This is a genomic window from Clostridium sp. UBA4548, assembly GCF_002387895.1.
In the GTDB taxonomy this organism is placed as follows: Bacteria; Bacillota; Clostridia; order Clostridiales; family Clostridiaceae; genus Clostridium_J.
In genome coordinates, this window is sequence record NZ_DGLI01000044.1 from 103,466 (window position 1) to 130,432 (window position 26,967).

General features: G+C 30.5%; 24 protein-coding genes and 1 other annotated feature. Of the genes, 10 read left to right on the forward strand and 14 right to left on the reverse strand.

Translation table 11 applies throughout. The features are described from left to right. Positions 1-7: 7 nt before the first annotated feature. Positions 8-1,048: a M42 family metallopeptidase gene (locus tag B3040_RS15955; RefSeq protein ID WP_291575328.1), complete on the forward strand. Its 1,041-nt coding sequence runs from the start codon at positions 8-10 to the stop codon at positions 1,046-1,048. A 66-nt stretch (positions 1,049-1,114) separates the two neighbouring features. Here the strand turns inward: B3040_RS15955 and B3040_RS15960 are convergent, their stop codons facing one another. Continuing rightward, entirely contained in the window at positions 1,115-2,377 is a 1,263-nt protein-coding gene (locus tag B3040_RS15960) for a magnesium transporter (RefSeq protein WP_291575330.1), read from the reverse strand. Positions 2,378-2,914: 537 nt separating this feature from the next. On the opposite strand from B3040_RS15960, the gene B3040_RS15965 reads away from it, so the two are divergent. Further along, positions 2,915-4,846 carry a YgiQ family radical SAM protein gene (locus tag B3040_RS15965; protein ID WP_291575332.1) on the forward strand — a complete coding sequence of 644 codons (1,932 nt, stop codon included), beginning with the start codon at positions 2,915-2,917 and terminating at the stop codon, positions 4,844-4,846. A gap of 151 nt (positions 4,847-4,997) precedes the next feature. Here B3040_RS15965 and B3040_RS15970 read toward each other — a convergent pair whose 3' ends face one another. From B3040_RS15970 to B3040_RS15990, 5 genes are all read right to left on the reverse strand, one after another. Then, complete coding sequence (locus B3040_RS15970) at positions 4,998-6,302, reverse strand: S41 family peptidase (protein WP_291575334.1); 1,305 nt, start codon at positions 6,300-6,302, stop codon at positions 4,998-5,000. Between the two features lie 151 nt (positions 6,303-6,453). Beyond that, positions 6,454-7,530 (reverse strand): ribosome small subunit-dependent GTPase A, encoded by a 1,077-nt coding sequence (gene rsgA, locus B3040_RS15975; RefSeq protein WP_291575336.1) that lies wholly within the window; start codon positions 7,528-7,530, stop codon positions 6,454-6,456. A 472-nt stretch (positions 7,531-8,002) separates the two neighbouring features. Beyond that, positions 8,003-8,647, reverse strand: a complete 645-nt coding sequence (locus B3040_RS15980) for a hypothetical protein (protein ID WP_291575344.1) — start codon at positions 8,645-8,647, stop codon at positions 8,003-8,005. Positions 8,648-8,713: 66 nt separating this feature from the next. Next, the gene (locus B3040_RS15985) at positions 8,714-9,601 is read right to left on the reverse strand and encodes a YegS/Rv2252/BmrU family lipid kinase (RefSeq protein WP_291575346.1); all 888 of its coding nucleotides are present in this window, start codon (positions 9,599-9,601) and stop codon (positions 8,714-8,716) included. A 398-nt stretch (positions 9,602-9,999) separates the two neighbouring features. Next, entirely contained in the window at positions 10,000-10,419 is a 420-nt protein-coding gene (locus tag B3040_RS15990) for a CBS domain-containing protein (RefSeq protein ID WP_291575348.1), read from the reverse strand. A gap of 206 nt (positions 10,420-10,625) precedes the next feature. On the opposite strand from B3040_RS15990, the gene pssA reads away from it, so the two are divergent. Next, positions 10,626-11,138: a CDP-diacylglycerol--serine O-phosphatidyltransferase gene (pssA, locus tag B3040_RS15995; RefSeq protein ID WP_291575350.1), complete on the forward strand. Its 513-nt coding sequence runs from the start codon at positions 10,626-10,628 to the stop codon at positions 11,136-11,138. 14 nt (positions 11,139-11,152) lie between these two features. On the opposite strand, the gene B3040_RS16000 is transcribed toward pssA, so the two are convergent. The 5 genes from B3040_RS16000 to B3040_RS16020 all read right to left on the reverse strand — a co-directional run bounded on the left by B3040_RS16000 (position 11,153) and on the right by B3040_RS16020 (position 16,236). After that, a complete protein-coding gene (locus B3040_RS16000; protein WP_291575356.1) occupies positions 11,153-11,482 on the reverse strand; it encodes a hypothetical protein in 330 nt (109 codons plus the stop codon). A gap of 107 nt (positions 11,483-11,589) precedes the next feature. Beyond that, the gene (gene cax, locus B3040_RS16005) at positions 11,590-12,690 is read right to left on the reverse strand and encodes a calcium/proton exchanger (protein WP_291575360.1); all 1,101 of its coding nucleotides are present in this window, start codon (positions 12,688-12,690) and stop codon (positions 11,590-11,592) included. 65 nt (positions 12,691-12,755) lie between these two features. Next, entirely contained in the window at positions 12,756-13,628 is an 873-nt protein-coding gene (gene sdaAA, locus B3040_RS16010) for an L-serine ammonia-lyase, iron-sulfur-dependent, subunit alpha (protein WP_291575362.1), read from the reverse strand. 3 nt (positions 13,629-13,631) lie between these two features. Further along, positions 13,632-14,312: an L-serine ammonia-lyase, iron-sulfur-dependent subunit beta gene (sdaAB, locus tag B3040_RS16015; RefSeq protein WP_291575371.1), complete on the reverse strand. Its 681-nt coding sequence runs from the start codon at positions 14,310-14,312 to the stop codon at positions 13,632-13,634. A 268-nt stretch (positions 14,313-14,580) separates the two neighbouring features. After that, positions 14,581-16,236: a nucleoside kinase gene (locus B3040_RS16020; protein WP_291575374.1), complete on the reverse strand. Its 1,656-nt coding sequence runs from the start codon at positions 16,234-16,236 to the stop codon at positions 14,581-14,583. Between the two features lie 124 nt (positions 16,237-16,360). Between B3040_RS16020 and B3040_RS16025 the strand changes: the two genes are divergently transcribed. The 3 genes from B3040_RS16025 to fba all read left to right on the forward strand — a co-directional run bounded on the left by B3040_RS16025 (position 16,361) and on the right by fba (position 18,604). Then, the gene (locus B3040_RS16025) at positions 16,361-17,071 is read left to right on the forward strand and encodes a DUF421 domain-containing protein (RefSeq protein ID WP_291575377.1); all 711 of its coding nucleotides are present in this window, start codon (positions 16,361-16,363) and stop codon (positions 17,069-17,071) included. A 24-nt stretch (positions 17,072-17,095) separates the two neighbouring features. Continuing rightward, a complete protein-coding gene (locus tag B3040_RS16030) occupies positions 17,096-17,494 on the forward strand; it encodes a DUF4363 family protein (protein ID WP_291575379.1) in 399 nt (132 codons plus the stop codon). 162 nt (positions 17,495-17,656) lie between these two features. Beyond that, positions 17,657-18,604, forward strand: a complete 948-nt coding sequence (fba, locus tag B3040_RS16035) for a class II fructose-1,6-bisphosphate aldolase (RefSeq protein WP_291575381.1) — start codon at positions 17,657-17,659, stop codon at positions 18,602-18,604. A 175-nt stretch (positions 18,605-18,779) separates the two neighbouring features. Here fba and B3040_RS16040 read toward each other — a convergent pair whose 3' ends face one another. After that, a complete protein-coding gene (locus B3040_RS16040; RefSeq protein WP_291575383.1) occupies positions 18,780-19,094 on the reverse strand; it encodes a YciI family protein in 315 nt (104 codons plus the stop codon). A gap of 8 nt (positions 19,095-19,102) precedes the next feature. After that, positions 19,103-20,137, reverse strand: a complete 1,035-nt coding sequence (locus B3040_RS16045; protein ID WP_291575389.1) for a nucleoid-associated protein — start codon at positions 20,135-20,137, stop codon at positions 19,103-19,105. A gap of 367 nt (positions 20,138-20,504) precedes the next feature. Here B3040_RS16045 and B3040_RS16050 point away from each other — a divergent pair, with 367 nt between their 5' ends. The 4 genes from B3040_RS16050 (at position 20,505) to leuS (ending at position 25,980) form a co-directional block, all read left to right on the forward strand. Next, positions 20,505-21,053, forward strand: coding sequence for a class IV adenylate cyclase (locus B3040_RS16050; RefSeq protein ID WP_291575391.1), 549 nt, complete (start codon positions 20,505-20,507; stop codon positions 21,051-21,053). Further along, positions 21,053-21,934: a DUF5685 family protein gene (locus tag B3040_RS16055; RefSeq protein ID WP_291575393.1), complete on the forward strand. Its 882-nt coding sequence runs from the start codon at positions 21,053-21,055 to the stop codon at positions 21,932-21,934. The genes B3040_RS16050 and B3040_RS16055 overlap by 1 nt, the downstream gene beginning before the upstream one ends. Continuing rightward, complete coding sequence (locus B3040_RS16060) at positions 21,918-22,496, forward strand: J domain-containing protein (protein WP_017416849.1); 579 nt, start codon at positions 21,918-21,920, stop codon at positions 22,494-22,496. Before B3040_RS16055 ends, B3040_RS16060 begins: the two co-directional genes overlap by 17 nt. Positions 22,497-23,296: 800 nt before the next feature. Further along, positions 23,297-23,498: a binding site (T-box leader), on the forward strand. A 43-nt stretch (positions 23,499-23,541) separates the two neighbouring features. Beyond that, entirely contained in the window at positions 23,542-25,980 is a 2,439-nt protein-coding gene (gene leuS, locus B3040_RS16065; RefSeq protein ID WP_291575401.1) for a leucine--tRNA ligase, read from the forward strand. 191 nt (positions 25,981-26,171) lie between these two features. On the opposite strand, the gene B3040_RS16070 is transcribed toward leuS, so the two are convergent. After that, a complete protein-coding gene (locus B3040_RS16070; RefSeq protein ID WP_017416852.1) occupies positions 26,172-26,963 on the reverse strand; it encodes a GTP pyrophosphokinase in 792 nt (263 codons plus the stop codon). Between the last annotated feature and the right edge of the window lie 4 nt (positions 26,964-26,967).

A 26,967-nucleotide genomic window follows, 5' to 3' on the forward strand; every position in this document is an offset into this window, starting at 1 on the left:
TGTTTTTATGAACTATAATTCAAGTCAAATTAAAGAGTACCTACAAAATATACTAACCATCCCAAGTCCAACAGGCTATACTGTTAGAATAATGGATTATATAAGAAAAGAGCTTGATAAATTAAACATTTCCTATATTACTACAAACAAGGGAGCAGTAATTGCTACAATTAAAGGTAAAAATGAGGATTACCAAAAAACTCTTTCAGCTCATGTTGATACCCTAGGAGCTATGGTTACAGGAATTAAAGGGAACGGTAGATTATCCTTAACTCAACTTGGTGGATTTATGATGACTTCTGTGGAAGGTGAAAATATTACTATTGAAACTGCAGAAGGAAAAACTTTTGAAGGAACAATTCAAACAGTAAAACCATCAGTTCATATTAGTGGTGGAGATGCTAGAGACCTTAAAAGAGTACCTGAGAACTACGAAGTTGTTCTTGATGAAAAAGTATTTTCAAAAGAAGATGTAACTAATTTAGGAATTAACGTTGGTGACTTCATTTGCTTTGATACAAGAACAAGATTCACGGAGAGTGGATATGTAAAGTCTAGACACTTAGATGATAAAGCAAGTGTTGGAATATTACTTTACACATTAAAGTACATTGTGGAGAATAAAATAGAGCTTCCTAATACAATTAATGTGTTCATTAGCAACTATGAGGAAGTTGGACATGGTGCTTGTGCATCCATTCCAGAAAAAACAAAAGAATTTATAGCAGTAGATATGGGTTGCCCAGGTCTTGATCAAAATTCTACTGAATACGCTTGTTGTATAGCAGCTAAAGATTCTTCTGGTCCTTATGATTTGGACTTAAGAGTTAGATTAACAAACCTTTGTAAAAAACACAACATTGATTATAGAGTAGATATATATCCTTTCTATGGTTCAGATGCTTCTGCCGCATTAAGAGCTGGTTATGACATTAAAACTGCTCTAATAGGAGCTGGAATATTTGCATCCCATGGATATGAAAGAACTCATATGGATTCAGTTTTAGCTACTGTTGATTTAATACTTAAATACGTAACTGAAGAATAATTTAAAAGCGTAGTGCTAAGCACTACGCTTTTTATATGAAATATTAAATTTACGGATAATCCTTTTTTAACTTGACCTTCTGATTTTCCTCTTCCAACTAGGTGATAACAACTCATCTATAATATCATTCATTACTGCTACTCCACAAACCTTCTCTTCTTCATCTACCACTGGCAAAGAATAAAGGTCATATTTTACAGCTAACCCAATAGCCTTCTCAATTTCATCAGTATCCCTAACTTTGAAGACCTTAGTATTCATAATTGATTTTAGCTTGCTATCAGGTTCAGATAAAATCAAATCCCTTAGAGACACAAATCCTTGTAATTTTTCATCCTTATCTATAATATAAATATAATGGGAAACCTCATCTTCTGGCTTTAATTCCCTCAAAATATTCATTGTTTCAGCCACGGTTATATCAATATTAAAGGAAATAAAGTCGGGATTCATAATACTACCTACTACTTCATCCTCATATTTCATTAAGTCTCTGATTTCATTTTCATCTTCATCATTAATATTTATTAGTACTTTATTTGCTATTTCCTCATCTAATTCATCTAAAATATCAGCTATTTCATCATTTGGTACAAGGTCTAAAATTTCTCTAGCTTTGCTTTCACTTAACAAGGTTAAGATTTCTTGTTGTATCTCCTTATCCAATTCCTCTAATGTGTCTGCAGCTAAATCATTATCAAGACCTTCAATTACTTTTACCCTATCCTCTGGGGAAAGATCAGCAATAATTTCTGCTATATCTGCTGGATGAAGCTGGCTCAATTTATTATATGGAGTTGTGAGTTGTAAACTATGCTCTGTCATTTCAAGGGACTGTACGCTTTCCCAAGTAACAACATTTTCCTTTGGATCTTTGCCAAACAAGCTGTATAATCTTTTTACTCCATTCTCAAAGCCTAACTTTCTTGCAGTAGCTAGGACCCCTGACTCTACCTCAACAACTTTGATTTCATCATTGCATTTAACAAGCTTTAAGTCCGTTACTTTAACAATTTTTTTACCGTTAATATCCACAATTTGCTTATTCAATAGGTTTTTTGATAAGAGATAAGAATATTTTCTAGGAATTATATCTTTTACTTGTCTAACTTTAATTAAATGATTTCCATTATGTTTATATACATCAATATCACGAAACTCAAAATTATATATATCTCTTCCTTTTCTTATTTGATATCCAATGGCCCTTGGATATCCACCCTCTGTAGTTACATATATGTCTTGAAGCTTTCCGATGCAGTCCTCAAACTCATCATAAACATATTTGTTCAAAAGGTTACTTAAGTGAAATTCTCTTAGTCTCTCCATTGTTATTCCTCCTCTTATATGAAGGAAGAACTACAAAACTAATATATAAAAGCTTTAATGTTTAGTAGCTTTCCTCCACCTATATTAAATTTTAAAAACTTTTTCGACTCTCTCATTGGAGGGCCACCATCCATTAAAACTCACCACCTAAACTTTAAATCGTTTTTTATACTTAGAACTTCTTATTAGACACATAATGTCCATTATATTTATATAATCATTATATTAGAAAAAAACCATTTTGTAACTATATTATTTAAAAAAAGTTCAAATTTATTCACTAGACCATATTATATTGAATTTTCACAGAACTATGAAGTTTATCTAATAAATCCTTTAAATTTCACTTTTACTTTAATATATTTGATTTTCTATTATATTCATGTTCATATTTTATCAGTATTATGTTAAGATAGTTATATTGCCCAAAAGCAATAAAGTTAATTTACTTGGGAATGTATTATAATAATTTTTTAAAAGTTTATCATATGTTTTGATTTTAAAATAAATATTTTTTCTCCTACAGGAGGTGTTTAAATGAATTTAAATAATAACTTTTTACCAACAAGCAAAGAAGATATGAAGAAACTTGGAATTAATCAGCTTGATTTTATTCTTATAACTGGAGATGCTTACATAGATCATCCCTCCTTTGGTACATCTATTATTGGAAGATTACTAGAAAGTGAAGGTTTTTCTGTAGGCATTATCGCCCAACCAAAATGGGAAAATACAGAGGACTTTAAAAAACTAGGTAAACCTAAATATGGTTTTTTAATAAGTTCTGGAAACATAGATTCCATGGTTAATCATTATACTGCAGCTAAGAAAAAAAGAAGAGATGACTTGTATTCTCCCGGCGGAAAATCAGGTTTTAGACCAAATAGAGCTGTAACTGTTTATTCTAATAGAGCTAAAGAAGCTTATAAGGATGTACCAATTATCCTTGGTGGAATTGAGGCTAGCTTAAGACGTTTTGCTCATTATGATTATTGGGATGACAAAATTAGAAAAAGTATACTTTTAGATTCTAAAGCTGACTTACTAATATATGGCATGGGTGAAAGGCCAATTATAGAAGTAGCTAATCTCTTAAGCTATGGTATGGATATTTCAAGAATAACCTCAGTTAGGGGTACTTCCTATGTTTCAAAGGACATATCAATGCTAAAGGATTATGTAACTCTACCCAGCTTTGATTCTATAATTTCCGATAAAAAAGCTTACGCTGAAAGCTATAAGCTTGCCTCTCAGGAGCAGGATGCTATAAGAGGAAAACTTTTAATAGAGCCTTATGACAATAGGTTCGTTGTTCAAAATCCTCCTCAACTCCCACTTACCACCGAGGAAATGGATAGAGTATATAATTTATCTTATACCAGAACTTATCACCCTTCCTATGAACCAATGGGTGGTATTCCTGCATTAAATGAAGTGAAGTTTTCAATTACTAGTCATAGAGGGTGTTTTGGAAGTTGTTCCTTCTGTGCTCTTACCTATCATCAAGGTAGAGTAATACAAAATAGAAGTCAGAATTCTATCATAGATGAGGCTAAATTACTTACTGATGATAAAGATTTCAAGGGTTACATTCATGATATAGGAGGTCCCACTGCAAACTTTAGACATAGGGCTTGCAAGAAGCAAGAAAAACATGGTGTTTGCAAAGACAGACAATGCATGTTCCCTACTCCATGTAAGAATTTAATAGTAGACCACACTGAATATTTGTCCCTTCTTAGGAAGGTTCGTACTTTGCCCAAAGTAAAAAAAGTTTTTATTCGTTCAGGTATTAGATATGATTATTTAATTCATGATAAAAATACAAAGTTTTTTGAAGAACTTTGTGAACATCATATTAGCGGACAACTAAAAGTTGCTCCTGAGCATATAAGCGATAAAGTTTTAACTCAAATGGGTAAACCTTCAAAAGAGGTCTATGAAAAATTTAAGAATAAATACTCAGATATAAATAAAAAATTAAATAAAAATCAATTTGTTGTGCCTTACCTTATGTCAAGCCATCCTGGTAGTACTATGAAGGCAGCGGTTGAATTAGCTGAGTATATAAATACAATGGGCTATATGCCAGAACAAGTTCAGGATTTTTATCCTACTCCTGGAAGCCTTTCTACTGCTATTTATTATACTGGAATAAACCCACTTACAAAGGAAAAGGTTTATGTTCCAACAAATCAACGAGAAAAAAATATGCAGAGGGCTTTAATGCAATTTAAAAATCCTGACAATCATAGCTTAGTTAAAGATGCCCTGATAAAGGCTCATAGAGAAGATTTAATTGGTTATGACAAACGTGCTTTAATACCACCTGTTCAGTCAAAATCTAGTGGTAGCATAAAAAATAAAGAAAAGAAGTTTAGTAAAACCACTCCTAGTAGCCAAGTTTCAAAAAAGTCTACTGCTTCATCAAATAATAAAACTACCCATGGTAAAAAAAATAGCAGGTAACCCCTGCTATTTTCATATTTTATGATTATTTAGTTATTAAAATATATTCACAAAAGACTTAATAAAATTTGTTCTTATGACTCTAGTATAATATTTATATATTGCTACATAAGTTTTTAATAAACCTGAAGTTGTTTTCCCAAAGTAAATATTAATTTTTTTCTATATAATCTATATATTTATTAAAAAGTATATCCCTGCTAGTATATTTACCTATATCTCCAGCTATACTCTCTTGGATTTTAAACTCTTTCTCCTTACTAAAGTCTATTACTATATCTGGTTTTATACTTTTTACGGTAAAGGACTGTCCTGAACCATCCACTAATTTACTATTACTTACTAGAATAGGCAGTTTACTCCTAGGCAAAATAAATAGAAATAAATCATCGTAAGTGCTAGTTTTACAAGTTATATTCTTGACTCCTATTATTTTCCCCAGGTTATTTTCTTTGATAAAATCAAGGAACATCATAGTTTCTGGAGAAACTTCCTCACTATCAATCAAAACTATAACTTTACCATTGTATTTTTCTTTATTATATTCTTGTTTTTTCCAGGATTCATAAACATTAAACTTATCTTCTGTATATTTATTTTTTATTTCTTCCGGGTATTTTTGAAATAGATTTTTATAGTTTTCAAACTCATCATCACTTTTAAATGATAAATAGTTTTCATTATAGTTATTTTTTGCAAACACCTTATAAGAAGTATATTTCACCTCCCTTCCAACAATAAAATTTAGTATCTCTTGCAGCCCATCTACAGAATTATTCCCCCTGAAATCTAAAATCATGGAATCATATTTATTAAGCATGTCCATATTTTCTCTAAACTCATATCTCCACTTTTCTTCATTGGGATTCACAACACTAAAATTCAATAATACAGCATTTTTACCCTCAACTGGATTTATAAAGCAGTTACTATTCTTATTTATAATCTCTATATTTGTTTCGTTCATTGAATTCAATTTTATTACTTCTTTAAATCCATATTTATCTTTATAAAGTTTCTTCCAATAATCTAATTTTCTATATAAATCTTCGTATTCCATTGTAGTAATTGGCACAAATTTCGTATCTTTATAGTAGTTCTCTCCCATAATATTGTTTAAAGCTGCTACTTCACCATGCCCAGTATATAAATCACCTAGAATTTCATGTATATTCCTTAAAAACTCTTCATCACTCTTTGTTTTGCTTATCTTATAAATTAGGTTATTTTTACTGTTATAAAAATCCTTATGGGTTATTTCTTTATCCTCTTCAAAGTAAGGATAGATGCTAGTTAATACTTCTATAAGATATTTACTATCCTGTAATTTTTCTTCATAGGTAAGTTGTCCAATTGGCGAAAACCTATTATCCTTTAAGATTAATACCCCCAATATAATTAATACCATAATAAATATGCCAAATATTATAGTTTTTATTTTTTTACTAACAGTCATACTTCTCTACCCTCCTTTTGAATTTTATTAATACATAAATATACTCTCTTTTAAAATTTATATGCACAATTGAACATATTTTTTAAAAAAAATCAAGCTAATATTCCCATAGTAGCCTGATTTAAGTTTAAAATATTAATAATTACTTTACTTATTTGTTTCCTTTTCTTTTTGCCTCTTTATGAATTTTACCCCAGTGCTTTTTATATTCCCTTGCCAGTGCTTTATTTACTTTCCTCTCCATAAATTCTGCTTCTTTCTTTAATTTAAAATAGCTTTCTAATCTATCTTCTGTAATTACACCTTCTTCTATAGCCTTTTTAACCGCACATCCCGGTTCAGATTTATGACTACAATCATAAAACTTACATCCCCTAGCAATATTACTTATATCTTTAAAGGAATCCTCTACACCTTCTATATTATTTAGAAGTTGAAGTTCTCTCATACCTGGGGTATCAATGATAACTCCTCCTGAAGGTATTAGTATTAGTTCTCGGTAAGTTGTGGTGTGCCTACCCTTACTATCACTTTCCCTAACCTCTTTGGTACCTTGTCTATTATACCCTAAAAGCGCGTTTACTAACGTAGATTTACCTACTCCAGAAGAACCAATAAATGCTACAGTTTCTCCTGGTTTTATATAATTTATAATATTATTAATCCCATTTCCAGTTAGAGAACTTATAGTAAATACTTCTATGCCAACAGAAATATTTTTCACTTCAGTAACTCTCATTTCTAAATCCTCACATAAATCAGACTTAGTTAACACAATCACTGGAGTAGCACCACTATCCCACACAATAGTTGTATATCTTTCTAATCTTCTAAGGTTAAAATCCCCATTTAGGGCCATACATATAAATACCTTATCAATATTAGCCGCTATAATCTGTTCATCACTTTTCACACCAACAGCTTTTCTAGCTAATTTGCTAGTCCTTGAAATAATTCCATGGATGATAGCTTCTCCAGCTCCATAGTCTTCTCTATCTAAAACTACCCAATCTCCCACTGCAGGATAATTACTTCTATGATGTCCTTCAAAGTTTAATTTTCCTGAGATTCTGCTATTAATCTCTCCTTTTTCTGTAACCACCTTATATAATGCTTTTTGCTCAATTATTACTCTGCCTAAATAATAAATTTTATAATTATTATTTAGCTCCTCAATTACTTTATCCTTTAATCCATAATTATATAGTTCTGTAAAATTATTAATCAACGTTTATTTCCTCCCTTAATTTTGGGTATAAAAATACCCTGAATTAGTCTATAACTACTCCAAGGTTTTAAATAAACATGTTAACAATACAGCAAAATACTATCTAACTTTTAAACTATGTTAAATAAGCAATACCATTCTTGGAGTAGTAATTATTAAAATTAGTCCCAACAAAAATAACACCTAATTTTTTCATATTACATCACTCCTTTCATTTTCACTAATATATTTATAATACCATTTATTGAAATAAATTACAATAGCAATCTTTCAATTTAATCTTCATGCTTTTTTATACCTTATGAGTATAAAGTTTCTAGTGCTTAATTTTCTCTTAGTTATTGAAATCCTATTAAAACTATTATAGCCAGGAATACTCACTATTTTGTCTAGCTTTTTATGATTATATAAAAATTAATTGTTCAAAGGCTTATACATAGCTAAGTTATCTCCTAGATGCTTACAAATTATATTATCTAATGAATTTTCGTAAACCATAATCTAAAGTTGCCATCCAGCATATTTCACCAGCAATAATAGCTCCTACAAAATCAGCATGTAATACTGAAATTATGGTTGCTATTATAGTTACTAAGGCTGCTACCATGGTCATAGTTACTCCTAATTTATTGGAATATTTAAAGCTATAAACTCTAAAACCTAAAATAAACACAAATGTGTTAATAAATAATAGAACTAGATAACTATTTAACCCATTTTTTAGTGTAATTGAGTATCCATATATAGCAGAAATATTAGTTATTAATGGAGCTTTTATAATCAAAAAGAAATATACAATAACAAATATTCCACACAGTAAATAGAAGAAACTTAATTTTATTTTATCATTTCTAGAGTAAATATAAGTGCAGATAAATATAATTATTGGCATATAAAATAGTTCTAGAAAAATTAAGGGTTTTAACAAGTAAACATACTGCATTTTATCATACAAAAACAATAGCAGTAGTGTTGAAAATCTTAACAATACTAGGACCATGGCAATTATTGTTATAGCTTTTATCTTTGTTGGTGCATAAGTAAAGGATGTAGTTATTCCTTCATAAATCAACATGAACATAATTAAAATTGCTATTAAATATATATAAGTAAACAAAAACTCACTCTCCAAAAATCAATCTTACTTATATATATTTTCATTGAATTACTTTTATGAACTAAATTAGTTTTCTTTGTAACCTAATATTTTTATAGCTCTTCTCTCACAGCTTATTGTTAGTGGAAAGTCTGGACCCCTTTCACCATCTATATCTGTTGCAATATCATCTTCGCACTCTACTGTTAATTTATCAGTTTTAAAATATAACACTCCATCCATATCAGCTACCATTCCCTTCTTAGCCATTATAAGAATGTTATTCAAAGCACTTTTTACTACATCTTCCTTTATAATTACCACATCTAAAAGTCCATCATCTGCCTCAGATAGATCTGTAAATTTAATATTACCAGCAGTCTGGCCATTAAAAACAAGAAGTGTATACATTTTGCCTTCAAAAGACACAGTTGGAGATTTGACTTTCATATATATTTTTCTTAAATTAGTCACTTCTTCTAGTCCTTTTAAATAATAAGCTAGCTTTCCCATAGTATTCTTAAGATGAGGATCGGTTTTCTGAGATATATCTGTGAAAATTCCTGAGCTTGCTACATTTACAAAATACTTGTCATTTATTTTTCCTAAATCAAACCTCTTAGGCTTGCTTTCTAAAATTTGCTTGCAAGCAGATACCACGTCACTAGGTACTCCTAAATATTTTGCAAAGTCATTTGCAGTACCCACAGGTAAAAATGCTACAGGAAGGTCTACCTTACTTTCCTTCATTTTGTTAATCACAGAATCAATGGTTCCATCTCCACCAGCAATTAATATATATTTATAACTATCATCCATATCTTCAAAGGCATCCTTAATATCTACACTGTTACTGATTCTAAAAGGTTCAATAACATGATTATATTCTTGATGGATTTTTATTACTTTATCTAAATTATTAACAATTAAATTGTCACCAGAATACGGATTATAAATAAATTTAACTCTCTTCATGCTTTATTACGTTAGTAAAATCTTATAAAACTTTTACGATAATACTGCAAAATGTACTATTCTTTCATAAGATTAATTATCTAACGAAATTCACCTCCTAGTTTTAGTTAATAAAGCTTATAAACTTCTTTACTTAACTTAATTATATATATAAATTCAACCTAAATATACCATATTTTTTATATTAATGCATTGTAATTCTTAAAAGTATAAGTTTTCAAGGTGATAATTTATTTTATTCACTATTAGAAGTATTAAGAGCACCAATATATCCTCCCTATATAAAGTTAGTTATACCTTTCTTTCATAATAAATAAAATATAGTTTATTAAATTTGTTAGCATATAATATCCATAAATAATGCCCCTTAAATTTTAATATTTAAGGGGCTTAATAGGTTAGTCTGGGCAGCAAGGTGTAGATATTTCTTTTAATGCTTCTCCTACTTCACTATTGGAAATATTCTCAACAGCTAAATCTCCTAAAGCCACCATTCCTACTAAATTGCTATTATCTACTATTGGTATCCTTCTAATCTGTCTTTCACTCATAATTCTTGAAACCTCTTCTACATCACTATTAGATGAGCAGGTCACTGGATTTGATGTCATAACATCTGCCGCATTCAAACTGGTATTTCCCTCAGCAATTGCCCTTATAACAATATCCCTATCAGTAATAATTCCAACTACCTTATCTTCTCTGCAAACTGGTACAGAACCAATATTATGATCCTTTAGAACTTTTGCTACATCTTGAATACTTGATTCAGCATTAACTTTAATTACACCCTTAGTCATTATATCATTTATTTTCATATTATCACCTCACCGTTATTGTTTGAAATAACCCTAATATTTATTCAAATAAAAATTCAACTAATTATTTCATGTAATCTATATCTATAATCATTTTTTTATGTTAAAATTACTATTATAAAAATGTGATTTTATATATTTTTTTATTCTAATATATAGGTTTTTATAATATAGTAGAATAATATATTTCTTTGTGGGGTGATTAAATGAACAAATCCTCAATACCAAATATAATGACCTTTGGAAATTTAGTGTGTGGTATATTATCAATTCAATATACAATGCTTGGTAACTTTAAGGTTGCTGGAGTGTTAATACTACTAGCAGGTGTTTTGGATAGATATGATGGTACTGTAGCTAGATTTTTAAAAGTTTCTAGCGAACTTGGAAAGGAATTGGACTCTTTAGCTGACTTAGTATCTTTTGGAGTGGCTCCTTCATTATTGGCATTTTCTCTTTATAACTTTCATAAATTAGGAATCATTGGTTTTATTTTATTAATTTTGTTTCCTGTAGCTGGAGCTTTTAGACTTGCAAGATACAATTGTTCAGACTTCAATAATGTATTCACTGGCGTTCCTATAACAATTGCTGGAAGTTTATTTGCAATTATTATGCTTTTAACTGAAACTAAAAATGTACCTCAATTACTTCCAATTGTAATTGTTGTATTACTATCATATCTAATGGTTAGTAAATATCAAATTAAAAAAAGGTGAGAACTTCTCACCTTTTAATTTTGCAATTTTAAATCCTCACTTATTTCTGTTTCTATATAAGCCATATGAATTTTAGTGTTTATAATTTCTGACTTTAACTTGCAATAACAATTACAATTTTCTGTACTTACCTCTAGTGCATCAATCACACCATCAATTATGTCTCCTAGTTCACTTGCTCTTTTTAAGGCATCTTTTATATCACCCTTACTAGCAAGTGCAATTCCATTTAATTCGTTAGCTCCACCAATTAGTAATCTATATGAATTTACAAGTTTATTTAATAAATCTGCTAAATTATTAACATCTTTATAATAGGTTTCCATAACTCTTCTATGTGCCATAACTGCCCACCCTACACATTATTTCACAATAAATATATTAGTGTATTTTCTTATTTATACCTAAAACTCAAATTCCCGCTATTATTCCGTGTATATATTTTTATTGATTAAACTATATAATAATAAGCTATAGTTATCAAAACATAAGTGGTAACTAGTATACCACCTTCTAACCAATAGGTTTTTCCATCCTGAAATACAAAATATGACATAGCCATTGATAAAACTAACATTATAATTTGAAAGGTTGAAAATAACAATGTCATACCAAGTTTCATAAAAAGTGATGATATAATAAGAGTTGGTATTACGAACATTGTAATTTGTATGCTTGATCCTATTGCTGTTTCTAAACTTACATCAATTTTGTTATTTAGTGCACACACTATGCTAGATGCATTTTCTCCAAAGGCTCCTAGAAGAGGTATTAAAATTATTCCAATAAATTCTTGGGAAACATTATACTGATTTACTATATTATTAATATTTTCTATTAACTTTTCGCTAGTAAAATATAGTAAAAGTGTAATAAATGCTAAAGTAATAAAAATTCTAATAGTTTCTTTTTTGTCGTTATTATTTAATTCAAGTTTTTCTTGTGATACAACAAAAAAATTGCTATGAGTATATAGAGAAAAAATTAACCCTAATATATATATAGATATAAGAAGTATGGAAACAATTGCGCTAATATTAACCATTTGTTGTTCTCTAATGAAACTATACTTATTAAGTGTAGCAATTATTATTATTGCGGAAATTGCTAATAACAACATGTTAAAATTAGTTCTTGCAATCATCTTGTTAAACTTCTGCTCTTTAAATTTTATTCCTCCGCAAAAAATAGCTATGCCGAGGCCTAATAGCATATTAGTTATTACAGCACCTAAAAGACCAGCTTTGGCCATACCTAACATTCCATATCTTATAGCCCATAGCCCCATCATCAATTCCGGTACGTTTCCAACTGTGGCGGAAAGTAACCCACCCTTTTTCTCACCAATGTAATCAGAAATTTTAGAGGTTTCCTTGCCTAATGTAATAGCTAAAGGAATAATTGAAATTGAATATAAAATACTATTTATCAAAGGTACTTTTGTATTAATAAATAGTATTGCTATTGAAAAAACTATGGTTAATTTAGATATAACTACTTTTTTATTTTTACACTTTAAAGATCCTATAAAATTCTTATGTGTTGCCTTCACTTTTTTCCTCCATATAATTTTATCTATAATAAATTATTCAAATTATATGAAATAGTGACGAACTATTATTTTAATATTTTATCCTTAAGTCTTAACCCTGCTGGAGTTGTTGCAAGACCGCCCATAGCTGTTTCTCTAAGTTCACTTGGAAGTGCCCTTCCTATTTTATACATAGAAATAATAGTATCATCGAAAGGAATTTTACTTTTCACTCCAGCCATGGCTACATCTGCCATAGTTAGTGCGCTTACAGCTCCAGCTACATTTCTTTTTGCGCAAGGTATTTCAACCAATCCAGCAATTGGGTCACAAACCAACCCCTCAATATTTTTAATTACCATTGCAGCTGCGTCAAAGGCCATTGAGGGCGATCCACCCATCATTTCCACCACTGCTGCGGCAGCCATTGCTGCTGCACTTCCACACTCTGCTTGACAACCACCTTCAGCTCCAGCTAAAGTAGCATTTTTGGCAATTAAAATACCTACTCCTGAAGCTGAAAGTAAGGCCATTATCAACTCTTCTTCATTTTTATTTAGTTTTTCCCCTGCTGTTATAATTGCAGCAGGGATTATGCCACAACTACCTGCTGTTGGTGCTGCAACAATTTTTCCCATTGCTGCATTTACTTCCGAACAAGATAGGGCCCTAGCCATAGCTTTAACTATAAAATCACCACATAAAGTGTTGTTTCCTTCATAATATTTTCTAATCTTAACTGCATCTCCACCAATTAGCCCACTTATGGAGTGTACTTCTTTTTCCATAGCCTCTCTTGAGGCATTTACCATGACTTGAAGATTTTTTCTCATTTTCTCTATAATTTCTTCTCTGGTCGAACCAGTGTTTTCCATTTCTTCTCTAATTGTATATTCTGCAATTGTCATATTATTACTTTCGCAGATATGTATTAATTCTGTAGCTTTATTTACAAACATTTGCTATTCCCCTTTCATAGGTGGTACAATTTCTTCTATATTTTTTATATTTCCTAATGCTTTAATTTTCTCAATGATATCGTCATCTACTTTACTATCAGTTTCAACTACCATGGAAGCCTCTGAACCTCTTGACTTTCTATAAACATTCATAAAGGCAATGTTTATATTCTCATTAAACAATAAAGTACTTACCTTATGAATCATACCTGGTACATCTAAATGAGTAATTATAAGAGTTGGATACTCTCCAGTAAACTCTACTCTTTGCCCATCCACATCGAAAATTAAAATATTTCCTCCACCAACAGAAGAACCTGTAATTTCAGTTTCTATTCCACTATGTGATTTTATAATAAACTTTACTGTGTTAGGATGCACTTCTCCAAGGTCTGCTTCCTCAAAAGTGAAAGTTATCCCCTTTTCTTCTGCAATTTGAAGGGAATCTCTTAGATTTTCATCCCAAGGATCCATACCAAGAATACCCGCTACCAAAGCCCTATCACTACCATGACCTTTATAGGTTTTAGCAAAGGAACCATGAAGTAAAAATCTTACTTCTTTAATATCATACTCTGCTATAGTTGCAGCAATTTTACCTAATCTCGCTGCCCCAGCTGTATGGGAACTGGAGGGACCAATCATTATGGGACCCAAAATATCAAATGCACTATAAGTTTTCATAAAATCCTCCTGTATATTAAGTATATTTTCTCAAAACCCAGTTATTTTCATATATATATAGTTGCTTATTGTAAGCTACTATATACTTATAATCATATCATTTTTTCTGTTCTAACCCTATTAGTAAGTTGCCCTAGATTATTAATTTAAAACCCTATTAAAGGTTTACATTTCCTCAATTCATTATTACTCTAATCCTTTCATTTTTAGAATTTAAAACATAAACCTTAGTATAAAAGTGCTAGAATTATCTCCTAGCACTTTTGTATTAATATTGATAAAAACAACTTCCACCAATAAACTCTCTAACTAGTGAGTTAGTTGGAACAAAATCCTTATCTACTTCCTTGAAGAAATGTAAGAAGTTTATTAACCTTCTAGCTTCATCATAAACTGGGCTATTCCATTGAATTTTATATAATTCTGCAAGAGCATATTTTTTAAGCACAGCTAATTCATAAATTAAGGCGGAGTTAAACATAGCATCCGCATCTTCTTGGAAAATAAAAATATTTTTATCTTCACCTCTTCTTATAGAAGGCCACATTTTAAGAGTATCTTCCACACCATATCCTCTTGATAAATAATCTCTAACTATTCTTCTTATCATTCTTACATCAGTAGTTGCAATTCTATTATGATCATCTAAATTAATTTGAGTCAAAGGACTAATATAAATCTTAAATTTCTGGTGGTGAGAAATTGAAGAAGTTAAAATTTCATTTAGCCCATGAATACCTTCAACAATAAGAACTCCATTCTCAGGTAGCTTCATTTTATTGCCATTCCATTCTCTCTCTCCAGTTCTAAAGTTGTAAGTTGGTAACTCTGTTTCACCGCCAGATAATAAAATTTTTAAATGCTCATTAAATAAAGGTAAGTCTAGTGCATATATTGATTCAAAATCATATTCTCCAAACTCATCCTTAGGAGTTGCATCCCTATTGACAAAATAGTCATCTAAAGAAATAGGCACCGGAACAAGGCCATTAACTCTTAATTGTATCCCTAACCTCTTAGAAAAAGTAGTCTTTCCTGAGGATGATGGCCCTGCAATTAACACCAATTTCACCGTACTTTTTTCGTGTATCTGATCTGCAATATAAGCAATTTTCTTTTCATGAAGAGCCTCTGCAACCCTAATTAAAGTTACAATATCCCCGCTTTTAATTACTTGATTTAAGGATCCTACATCCCCTACTCCTAAGATATTTCCCCATTGTTCTGCTTCATAGAATATTTTAGCTAATTTCTTATGTTCTTCAAATCTTGGAATTTCCGTAGGTTTTTCTATGATTGGAAATCTTAAAATAAATCCTGGCTCATAGTAGATTAAATCAAAGTACTTCAATACCCCTGTTGAATATGCCATAGGTCCATAAAAATAGTCAATAGTTCCATCTAATTCGTAAATTTTCGCACTCTCTCCACTTACAAATTCTAAAAGCTTAACTTTATCATCCATTCCATTCACATTAAAAATCTCAATAGCTTCTTTCCTATCATAAACAGATTTTATTATTCTAATATCCTGATCTATTATATCCTTCATTTTTTCCTTTATAGTATAAATATCATCTATTCCTAGTTTCGGTTCCTTGTGAATTTCACCAAATAAACCCTTGCTAAGTGAATGTTCTATAGTAACTTTCCCACTGGGAAATAAATCCTTAACAGCTTTTATTAGCACAAATTGAAGAGTTCTCATATAACACATCATACCAAGTTTTGTCGAAATATCTATAAATTCCAAAGTAGAGTCTTCTTCAATTCCCCTTGAGAGTCCACTAAGCTTACCATTAACTCTTACTAGCACCACTGGTATATTGGATTCAAAATTATATCTTTTCATTATTTCATAAGCATTTAGCCCTCGATTTACTTCAAATGTAATAGAACCAACGGTTATGTTTATTTTGCCCATACTTTCACCTCGATAAATTGATTACTATCATTATATTTGAATTTTTAAAAAATGTATCTATTATTTACTAATAATTTTATTTATTTTGGAAGAAAATATACATATTAACATAAGAGGTGATGGCATGTTTAATTTAATAATCCGAACTACAATTTTATATATATATTTAGTTTGTATAATGCGACTCATGGGAAAAAGACAATTAGGGCAGCTACAACCTGTAGATTTAGTAATTGCACTAATGATTTCTGAATTAGCAACCCTCCCTATGGAAGACAATAGAATTCCTTTAATTTATGCAATTGTTCCTATAACCACCTTAGTAGTTCTGCAAATTACAACCTCAGTAATCGAGCTTAAAAGTGAAACTTTAAGAACTTTATTAAATGGTGAACCAAGCATACTAGTTAAAGACGGTATAGTAGATATGAAAGAGTTAAAACATCTTCGCTATAATTTAGATGATTTACTAGAAGAACTTAGATTAAAAGGATATTTTAATTTGAAAGATATCCATTATGCGATGATGGAGACTAATGGTGATATATCCATAATACCCAAAAATTCTGCGTCACCACCAAACAGAGAGGATATAAGTCTGGAAATTCAGGATGAACCACTTCCAATTCCTGTAATATTAGATGGAAATATAAATTCTAGAAACCTACAGTTAATGAACAAGGATATAAATTGGTTAAATAAGAAATTAAAAGAAAATAATATTAAGGATCCACAGGATATTTTTATAGCAATTCTATACTCCAATTCAGAAAAATTATATTTTCAGCATAAAGATAATTCTTCCGAGGAATATAAAAAAGGGAACACTAAATAAAGCTACCCAAAGGAGATATTTGACATGAGAAATATAGTTGTAACTGTGGTTGTTTTCTTAATTATGTGCTTTTGTCTTTTTTTCGCTAGTCAATATATAATCTTAACAAGCGATAAATTATTAGACGTAGCAAACAAAATGGAAAACAACATCGTAGATGAAAAATGGGATGATGCTTACATTCACTCCTTTGAACTATTAGATATTTATGAAGGCCACGTTAGACATATGACAGTATTTGTAAACCACGCAAATGTAGATGTTATTTACAGTGAAGTAATTAAGCTTACCCAGTATTGCAAAGAAGAGGATAAGGCTGAAGCTCTTGCTACTCTTCATTTAATAAAAACACTACTTCAAGAAGTAAGACAAATGGAGAAGGTAACCATTAACAATATTTTCTTTATTAAATGCATTCCGTAAAATTATATAGTAATGCAATATATTTAACAGTGTTTTATTAATAAAATAACTTTAAACTTTTATAAATTATATCCATATTAGTAGAAATTGTAATAAACATGATTTATAATAAGGATATAGTAGTGGTAAACATTACATAAATAAATGAAGGGTGGAGTAATTATGGCATTAGTAACTACTAAAGAAATGTTCCAAAAGGCCTTTGAAGGTAAATATGCTATTGGAGCTTTTAACATCAACAACATGGAGATAATTCAAGGAATTATTGATGGCGCAAAAGCTCAAAATTCTGCAGTAATTCTTCAGTGTTCTTCAGGAGCTATTAAATATATGAGACCAGAATATTTAAGACATATGGTACTTGCTGCTGTAGAAGAAAGTGGTGTAGATGTAGCATTACATTTAGACCATGGTGATTCCTTTGAACTTTGCAAGAAATGCATAGATATTGGTTTTACTTCCGTAATGTTCGATGGTTCTCATTATGATTACGAGGAAAATGTAAGATTAACAAAGGAAGTTGTTGATTATGCTCATTCAAGAGGAGTAGTAGTTGAAGCTGAGCTTGGAAAACTTGCTGGAGTAGAGGATGAGGTTAAGGTTGCAGCTCACGAAGCTACTTATACTGATCCAGACCAAGCTGTAGATTTTGTAAAAAGAACTGGAGTAGACTCTTTAGCTATAGCTATAGGTACTAGTCATGGTGCATACAAATTTAAAGGTGAAGCAAAGCTTGACTTTGATAGATTAGAAACTATAACTAGAAAACTAGAAGAAGCTGGTATTTATAACTATCCAATCGTTCTACATGGAGCATCTGCTGTAGACCCAGTTTATGTTGAAATGTGTAATAATAACGGTGGAGAAATAAAAGGTGCAAAAGGTGTACCTACTGAAATGTTAAGAAAAGCAGCTTCAATGTCAGTTTGTAAAATAAATATGGATACTGACTTAAGACTTGCTGTTACTGGTACTGTAAGAAAAGTTTTTTCTGAAAAGCCATCTGAGTTTGATCCAAGAAAGTATCTTGGTGAAGCAAGAAAAAATCTTCAATCATTAGTTGAAGATAAAATTAAAAATGTTTTAGGTTCTGTTGATTCAATGAAATAATTAAAGAAACCTTAGTAAGTGTTCTTACTAAGGTTTCTTACTATGACCTAAAGCTATATATCAACTTATACATACCCCTAAAATTAATGCTTTGAAATTTTTGCAGATGATTAAAACAAACTACTTTGGAAACCTCTACATTTTTAATGATTTTTATAATTTCAACCTATTATCATTAAGATTTAAGAGATATTTTAAAATTGTAAATGCTACCCTCCATTATTCCTTCTTTAATCCCTGGATCGTTATTCATTAGATTTTTGGCCTCTTCTTCTGTATATGCCTTAATAATTACTAATTCAACATCACCTTTTTCAGTTACAGAGGTATCTCCAGCCATAATAAGCTTGCCCTCACTTAATAGGTTTTTAAGATACTTAAAATGATTTTCTAGAATTTTCCTATGATTCTCTCTCCAATTATCTTCTTCTCTTAACCTTGCAGTAACCTTAAGTACATAAACAAACTCTTTTTTACTATTTCTTAGCATTATCTCACCTACTTCTCAACATAATTAGAAATATGTTTTAATATCATATTAATGCTACCATCACCATTTCTTTGAATTTCAAATCTGTGAATATCGTGATATGCCTCTTCTGATATGTATATATCAATATCTTTATCTATTTTGAGTCTTATTCTCTTCAACTTTTTATCTACCCATTCTTTGTCTACAGGTATACTATCCCCTAGGCCTGCCTCTGTTGCAAAGTTAATAAAACTTTCCTTTATTTCCGGCTCTTTAAAAACCTCTTCTGAGAACTTTTGCACATCTATAATATCTTCTTCTTTTAGTTTTTTCTTTATCTCTCTTCTAACCGTCTCCTGTTTATCTGCATTTTCGTTTAAGGCACTTTGAGTCCATTTTTCTGCTACTTTTACAAAGTTTTTAGTTTGATCTCTTTCATTATCGATAACTGTGCAACCTAAATAACTATCTATAAAATAGTTTGAACCATAATCTTCATTGTTTTTACTTTTTTTCTGCTTATCAATTACCATTAAATCATACTCATTATCTTGGTTCATAGCTTTTATAAAAGCACATTTTTGGATTCTTGAACTACTTGCTGGTAACCCTGTAAACTGAGGAATAATATTAATTCCTATTCTATCATCTACATATTCTATATTGTGCAAATAATTCTTAATATAATCCATTTTAAAGATACCTAAAAACATTCCATACTCTGTTGAAAAAGATACAGTTACAAGATCACAAGAAGGGATGTTACCCTTTGACCTCATTAAAATAAACATCTGTCGCGCAAGTTCCTTTGAAACATCTAAAATATTGTTTTCTCCATTTAAATATTCTTGTGATAAATCCTTTACTATATTTCTTTCTTTATTAAAAAATGCATATTTCAACTCTTCATCCTTTAAACATCTTTGAATATGCTTTAATAAAAAATCATAGGTTTCTTCATTTAAATCTAATGCAAATTCATTTAAAATTGGTTCATCAGCATTATTATCCAAGATATGAATAACTGCTTCTCTAAGATTAACCTCTTTAATGTACTCCAAAAGTACCCCTCCTTAGTAATTATAGGGAACTAGAGTATCTTTATAATGTCAAAGATACTTTGATTCCTTTAAGGCTTTCAAACTAACCAATATTATAGTGTAGCCTTCTAACCAATACCAAACTTAATTATACATTTTTTTGTACTGATATTCTATAGTATTATAGCTATGTTTAAATTATATATGGTATAATGTGACTAATTTAAAATTTTTATTGGGCTATCCTTGGATTATTATAAAACACTAAAACAATACTTATACACCTTATGAATCCTTATATACTGATACAATTAATTATAAATCTAAGGTAGTGTTTGGTTCATATTTTAAACATTGAATATATAATAAAATTAAAGGAGTGTTTTCCTTGAAAGAAATGGAATTAAGAATAATCAAAATTGATGTAGATGGCATTAGAAAAAAACTTAATGAAATTAATGCAGTTAAAGTAAAGGAAGAAAATCAAATAAATAATATTTATGATTTTCCAGATAGAAGGCTTTTAAATAATAAAGGCTATGCACGAATTAGAGTTGTTGAAGATATGTTAAGCAATGACAACATCAACTATATGACAACTAAAAAGCTTTTGAGCCAAGAAAAATATAAGGTAATGGAAGAAAGAGAAAGTAAAATTGAAAGTGCTGAAGAAGGCGCTTTAATCTTTCAGGCTTTAGGATTAGAGCTGGTTCAATCTATAAAAAAGTATAGGGAAAGTTATAGATATAAAGATTCTTTAATTGAAATTGATATCAACGATAAAAGTTTTTGTCCTTTTCCTTACATTGAAATTGAATCTTCCTCTGAAGCTGAAATTGAAGAAATAGTGAATCTTCTTGGCTATACTATGAATGATACTACTTCAAAAACTATTTTTGAAATTTTAAATATGGAAGGAACAATAAAGGGACTATAATGTTTGGATATGTAATGCCATGTAAAATGGAGTTGAAAATAAAAGATTATGAAAAATTTAAGGCTTATTATTGTGGTTTGTGCCTTTCCCTAAAAAATAATTTTGGTAACATCTCTAGATTTGCTCTTAATTATGATATGACCTTTTTAGGAATTTTACTTGATTCTTTAGATAAAAGCAAAAATTCTTATATAAATAATGGTTGTATTGCTCATCCTATAGGTAAGAGACTGAAAGTTATTAATAACCATGCATTAAATTACGCTGCTTTTTGCAATACTTCTTTAATGTATTTTAAACTTCTTGATGACTATGAAGATAATAACTCTCTTCATAGTAAAATGTTATCTCTGCTAATTAAAAAATATGTTAATACTAGTGATAATGCGTTAAATCCACTAATAAAGTATATGGAAAGTAAGTTAAATGAACTTTATTCTTTAGAAAAATCTGCGGAAATCTTTAGTATAGACGAAATTAGCGACAAATTTGCTGATTTAACTGGTTTTTTAATTTCTTACTACTATAAAGATGAGGAGTTTAAAGATGCTCTATATAATTTAGGTTATAATTTAGGTCGTTGGATTTATATAATAGATGCTTATGATGATTTAGAAGAGGACATGAAAAAAGGTAAGTTCAATGCTATACATAAAGTTTTTAATACAGAAAACAAAGGTTATGAGGAATTTATTAGTTGCATCAGTGAAAGAGTTGAATTCAATTTAATTCTCAGTGCAGATAGTTGTTTTCGATGTCTAGAAAAATTACCATTGGAAAAAAACAAAGAATTATTATATAATATTTTACAATTAGGTTTAATGGAAAAAATGGAAAGAATTAAGATGAGGAGTGAAGTAAAAAATGAGAAATCCCTATGAAGTATTGGGTGTAACACAAGGTGCCTCTGAGGAAGAAATAAAAAGAGCTTATAGAGAGTTAGTGAAAAAGTATCATCCTGATAAATTTTCTGATAATCCACTTCAAGACCTTGCAGAAGAGAAGCTTAGAGAAATTAATGAAGCTTATGATGCATTAATGAAGAATTTTCAAGGTTCAAATTCAGGCTATGGCGGAAATTATGGTGGAGATAGTTCCTTCCAAGAAATTAGAATGGAAATTAACAGAGGAAATTTAAATGGAGCTGAAGCAAAATTAAATGCTATTTCAAACCGTACTGGAGAATGGCATTTCTTAATGGGCATGATCCACTTTAGAAAAGGCTGGTTTGATAGTGCCCATAGATTTTTTAATACTGCTTGTAGTATGGATCCAAACAACTTTGAATATAGACAAATGTTAAATGAGCTTAGTCAAAGACAAACTTCCTACAGACAGAATTACTATGGCAGAAAAGGTGGAAATGATGACATGTGTAATATGTGCTTTAAAATTTGGATGTTGGACACCTGTTGTGAATGTATGGGTGGAGACTGTATATAGGATTTTCAACCTTGTTAAATTAATGAATATATAACTTAAATTATTAGGTATTTAAGCTTTGGCATCTGAAGTAAGCTAGCACACTTAGAATAGCTAAGAACCTTTTACGAACTTTAAGGTTTTTTATCTCTCTGCTAGCTTTCCATTAAATTTAGTTAGCTTTAGGCTATACTAATTTCACGATGCCTAAGTTTTTTATTTTGGAAGGGATGGTAATACATTGAATAATAAGTCATCTTATATTGCCAAAGGTGGTCTTTTCGTTACCTTGACTCTAATAGTACTTTATTTAACCACCATCTTAAAATTTAACACCTTATTCATGTTAGGGGTAGCCTCTGCTATTATACCTCTAGCCCTAATAACTACTAGTTTAAATAATTCTATCTTAGTATTCATTGCATCCTCTATATTGTGTTACTTTTTAGTTCCTGTAAAGTCTGTATGGATGCTATATACTCTTCTCTTTGGTCCTTACGGAATAGTTAAGTTTCTTTTGGAAAGACTAAGAAATACAACCTTAGAAATTCTTTTAAAACTGCTTTATTTTAACTTATTAACCTTTTTAAATTTTTATCTTTACAAAAGATTATTTGTACCAAATTTCACTTTAAATTATAATATAGTATTAATACTAATTGGTGTTCAATTTGTCTTTTACTTATTTGATTATGCCCTTACAGTTTTTATTAATGCAATGAGAAAATACAAACTGTAAAGTCTATTCACCAATAAATAACCTTTAGATACCATTGACAATGTATAAGTTTTAATCTATAATTTTAATAACAATTTAACAAATTATTGCATTGATTAGAAGTAGTAATATCTTATTTATTTTCAGAGAGCTGCAGTTTGGTGTGATGTAGTAGTAGAGGGATATGAACTTGTCTATGAGCTTACTTGTGAAAAGCAGGTACGGTTTAAACCGTTATATTTTTAAGAGAGATTCTATGAATCTAATTAGAGTGGTACCGCGGAACTATGGCTTTCGTCTCTTCATTGAGACGAAAGCCTTTATTTTTTTATATAGGAGGAAAAGATTATGGCAAAATACGGAACAGCTGTTGATAAAAAGTGGCAGCAAAAATGGGAAGAAACCAACCTTTATAAATTTGATGAAAATAATATGGATAAAAAGCTTTATGTGTTAGAGATGTTCTCTTATCCATCTGGAAGCCAGCTTCATGCTGGACATTGGTTTAACTACGGACCAGTGGATTCTTGGGCAAGAATGAAGAGAATGCAAGGATATAATGTGTTCCAGCCTATGGGATTTGATGCTTTTGGATTACCTGCAGAAAACTACGCAATTAAAACAGGAATTCATCCAAAAGACTCCACAGAAAAAAATATTGAAACCATGGAAAAACAATTAAAAGCTATGGGTGCTATGTTTGACTGGGATCATGAAGTTGTAACTTGCAGACCTGATTATTATAAATGGACTCAATGGTTATTTGTAAAATTATTCGAAAAAGGGCTAGCTTATAGGAAAAATGCTCCTGTAAACTGGTGCCCTAGCTGCAATACAGTTTTAGCAAATGAGCAAGTGGTAGACGGTACTTGCGAAAGATGTAGTAGCGAAGTTACAAAGAAGAATTTAACTCAATGGTTTTTAAAAATCACAGATTACGCAGATGAATTGCTTGATATGGTTGATACACTTGATTGGCCAGAAAAAACTAAAGCAATGCAAAAGCATTGGATTGGAAGATCTACTGGTTCAGAGGTAACTTTTAAAGTTCAAGATTCCGATTTATCTTTCAATGTATTTACTACAAGAGTTGATACTCTATTTGGAGTTACCTATGTGGTTCTTGCTCCTGAAAACGAGTTAGTTGATATGTTAACTACTGATGAAAATAAAGCTGCAGTAGAAGAATATAGAGAAGCTGCTAAAAAACAGTCAGAAATTGAAAGGCAATCTATTACTAGAGAAAAAACTGGTGTATTCACTGGTTCTTATGCTATAAACCCTATCAACGGAAGACAAGTTCCTGTTTGGATTGGAGATTATGTTTTAAACACCTATGGAACTGGTGCTGTTATGGCTGTACCAGCTCATGATGAAAGAGACTTTACTTTTGCTAAAAAATATAACTTACCAATAGAAAGAGTTATCGAAGGTGGTGAAGAGCTTCCTTATACAGAGTATGGTCCAATGGTTAATAGTAGCGAATTCAATGGTCTTGAAAAGGAAAAGGCTAAAGAAGCTGTAGTTTCTAAATTAGAATCTCTTGGGTTAGGTGCTAAAAAGGTTAACTATAGATTACGTGACTGGTTAGTTTCCAGACAAAGATATTGGGGTGCTCCTATTCCTGTGGTTCATTGTGAAAAATGTGGTATTGTAGCTGTGCCTGAGTCTCAACTTCCTGTAGAGCTACCTTATGATGTTGAATTTGCACCAGATGGAAAGTCCCCACTTACAAAATGTGAGGAATTTATTCATACTACTTGCCCAACCTGTGGTGGTCCAGCTCACAGAGATGCAGATACTCTAGATACCTTTGTTTGCTCATCTTTTTACTACTTAAGATATGCAGACAACAAAAATACGGAAAAAGCTTTCGATACGGAGCTTATTAACAAAATGCTTCCTGTGGATAAATATGTAGGTGGCCCTGAGCATGCTTGTATGCATTTACTTTATGCAAGATTTATTACTAAAGCTCTAAGAGACATGGGTTATGTAAACTTTGATGAGCCTTTCCTATCTCTAACACATCAAGGTTTAATTTTAGGACCTGATGGCCTAAAAATGAGTAAATCAAAGGGAAATACAATTTCTCCTGACGATTACATCAAAGAATTTGGTTCTGATGTGTTTAGAATGTATCTAATGTTTGGCTTTGGCTACACTGATGGTGGTGCTTGGAGTGATGATGGCTTAAGAGCTATTGCTAGGTTTGTAGATAGGATTGAAAGAACTGTTGAAAATGGTATAGCAGAAGCTTCAAATCAGGTAAATAATAAAACTTCAATTGAATCACCAGAAAAAGAATTAAACTATTGGAGACATTTTGCTATTAAAGGTGTTTCAGAAGATGCTGAAAAGCTTCAATTTAACACTGCTATTGCTAGACTTATGGAACTTACCAATGCCCTTTCAAAATATCTTAATGAGGAAGTTAAAAATTCTAGTTTCTTAAAAGAAGTATTAGTAGATTATATAAAACTTCTTGCTCCGTTTGCGCCTCACTTTAGTGAAGAGCAATGGGAAGCACTTAAAATGAACTTCTCAGTATTTAATGAGAAATGGCCTATCTTTAACCCTTCTGCCTTGATTAAAGATGAAGTTGAAATTGCTATTCAGATTAATGGGAAAATCAAAGCTAAAATAGATGTCTCAACCACTTTAGATGAGGAAGGCATAAAGGCAGCATCTTTAGAAAATGACATAATTAAAGCTGCTCTAGAAGGAAAGACTGTAAGAAAAGTCATTGTAATAAAAGGAAGACTAGTTAATATAGTTGCTAACTAATGTAAAAAGGTGAGATTATAAAGTTTTATAATCTCACCTTCTCTATTTATTAATTATTTTCCACACCTACTGTATTGGTAAAATTGTCCACAGTAAACCCTCTATTGTAATTATATATTTCTTAAGATTTATCCAATGAATTTTTCATAGCCTATCTAATCTATACCTATAATCTACAATAATTAATTAGGCTATAGTTTGTATCTCTCCAAAACTCTCTTTGTAGCTTCTAGTAAGCTTGTCAATTCAAATACCTCTCCCACTTCCAACAGTTTATTTAGCTGTTCTGTAAATCTAGATGCTTCTGCAATTTTCCCCAGTGAAGACAAAGTTAAAATATTCTCCATTATATTAGTAACTAAAGAGGACTTTACTTCAAATAACTTTTGAGCATCCTTTATTTCATCTTTAATGGTAAGCATCTGCTGATCCAATTGAAAAGCTGCATCAGCTGCATTTTTAAGTTTTCCTCTAACATCCGTTGGAATATTATGCTTATACTTGTAATTCAATGAGTGTTCTACTGTAGCCCAAAAGTTCATGGCTAGAGTTCTTATTTGAAACTCTGCTAAAACCTCTGTCATACCATCTGCCATATTAACAGGATATTTAATAATCATGTGATAACTTCTGTACCCACTAGGTTTAACATTTGTCACATAATCCTTTTCATATATTATTTGCATGTCTTTCCTTTGCCTTATAAGGTCTACTACCTTATCTATATCGTCAACAAATTGACACATGACTCTTAATCCTGCAATATCCTCCATCTCAAAATGAATTCTATCAATGGGTATATTAAACTTATTAGCTTTTTCTAGGATACTAGAAACCTCTTTCACCCTTCCAGTAACAAATTCTATAGGTGAATATTCATTCTTTCTTCTTAACTCTCTTCTTATACTTCTGAACTTAACTTTTAACTCCTCTACTGCTTGTTCATAGGGGATTAAAAACTTTTTCCATTCAATTATAGCCATAACT

What these genes read in the sequence shown, in the direction of transcription:
- B3040_RS15955 (WP_291575328.1), top strand. Translation starts at nt 8, where the DNA reads ATGAACTATAATTCAAGTCAAATTAAAGAGTACCTACAAAATATACTA.
- B3040_RS15960 (WP_291575330.1), bottom strand. Translation starts at nt 2,377, where the DNA reads ATGGAGAGACTAAGAGAATTTCACTTAAGTAACCTTTTGAACAAATAT.
- B3040_RS15965 (WP_291575332.1), top strand. Translation starts at nt 2,915, where the DNA reads ATGAATTTAAATAATAACTTTTTACCAACAAGCAAAGAAGATATGAAG.
- B3040_RS15970 (WP_291575334.1), bottom strand. Translation starts at nt 6,302, where the DNA reads ATGACTGTTAGTAAAAAAATAAAAACTATAATATTTGGCATATTTATT.
- B3040_RS15985 (WP_291575346.1), bottom strand. Translation starts at nt 9,601, where the DNA reads ATGAAGAGAGTTAAATTTATTTATAATCCGTATTCTGGTGACAATTTA.
- B3040_RS15990 (WP_291575348.1), bottom strand. Translation starts at nt 10,419, where the DNA reads ATGAAAATAAATGATATAATGACTAAGGGTGTAATTAAAGTTAATGCT.
- pssA (WP_291575350.1), top strand. Translation starts at nt 10,626, where the DNA reads ATGAACAAATCCTCAATACCAAATATAATGACCTTTGGAAATTTAGTG.
- B3040_RS16000 (WP_291575356.1), bottom strand. Translation starts at nt 11,482, where the DNA reads ATGGCACATAGAAGAGTTATGGAAACCTATTATAAAGATGTTAATAAT.
- sdaAA (WP_291575362.1), bottom strand. Translation starts at nt 13,628, where the DNA reads ATGTTTGTAAATAAAGCTACAGAATTAATACATATCTGCGAAAGTAAT.
- sdaAB (WP_291575371.1), bottom strand. Translation starts at nt 14,312, where the DNA reads ATGAAAACTTATAGTGCATTTGATATTTTGGGTCCCATAATGATTGGT.
- B3040_RS16020 (WP_291575374.1), bottom strand. Translation starts at nt 16,236, where the DNA reads ATGGGCAAAATAAACATAACCGTTGGTTCTATTACATTTGAAGTAAAT.
- B3040_RS16025 (WP_291575377.1), top strand. Translation starts at nt 16,361, where the DNA reads ATGTTTAATTTAATAATCCGAACTACAATTTTATATATATATTTAGTT.
- B3040_RS16030 (WP_291575379.1), top strand. Translation starts at nt 17,096, where the DNA reads ATGAGAAATATAGTTGTAACTGTGGTTGTTTTCTTAATTATGTGCTTT.
- fba (WP_291575381.1), top strand. Translation starts at nt 17,657, where the DNA reads ATGGCATTAGTAACTACTAAAGAAATGTTCCAAAAGGCCTTTGAAGGT.
- B3040_RS16040 (WP_291575383.1), bottom strand. Translation starts at nt 19,094, where the DNA reads ATGCTAAGAAATAGTAAAAAAGAGTTTGTTTATGTACTTAAGGTTACT.
- B3040_RS16055 (WP_291575393.1), top strand. Translation starts at nt 21,053, where the DNA reads ATGTTTGGATATGTAATGCCATGTAAAATGGAGTTGAAAATAAAAGAT.
- B3040_RS16060 (WP_017416849.1), top strand. Translation starts at nt 21,918, where the DNA reads ATGAGAAATCCCTATGAAGTATTGGGTGTAACACAAGGTGCCTCTGAG.
- leuS (WP_291575401.1), top strand. Translation starts at nt 23,542, where the DNA reads ATGGCAAAATACGGAACAGCTGTTGATAAAAAGTGGCAGCAAAAATGG.
- B3040_RS16070 (WP_017416852.1), bottom strand. Translation starts at nt 26,963, where the DNA reads ATGGCTATAATTGAATGGAAAAAGTTTTTAATCCCCTATGAACAAGCA.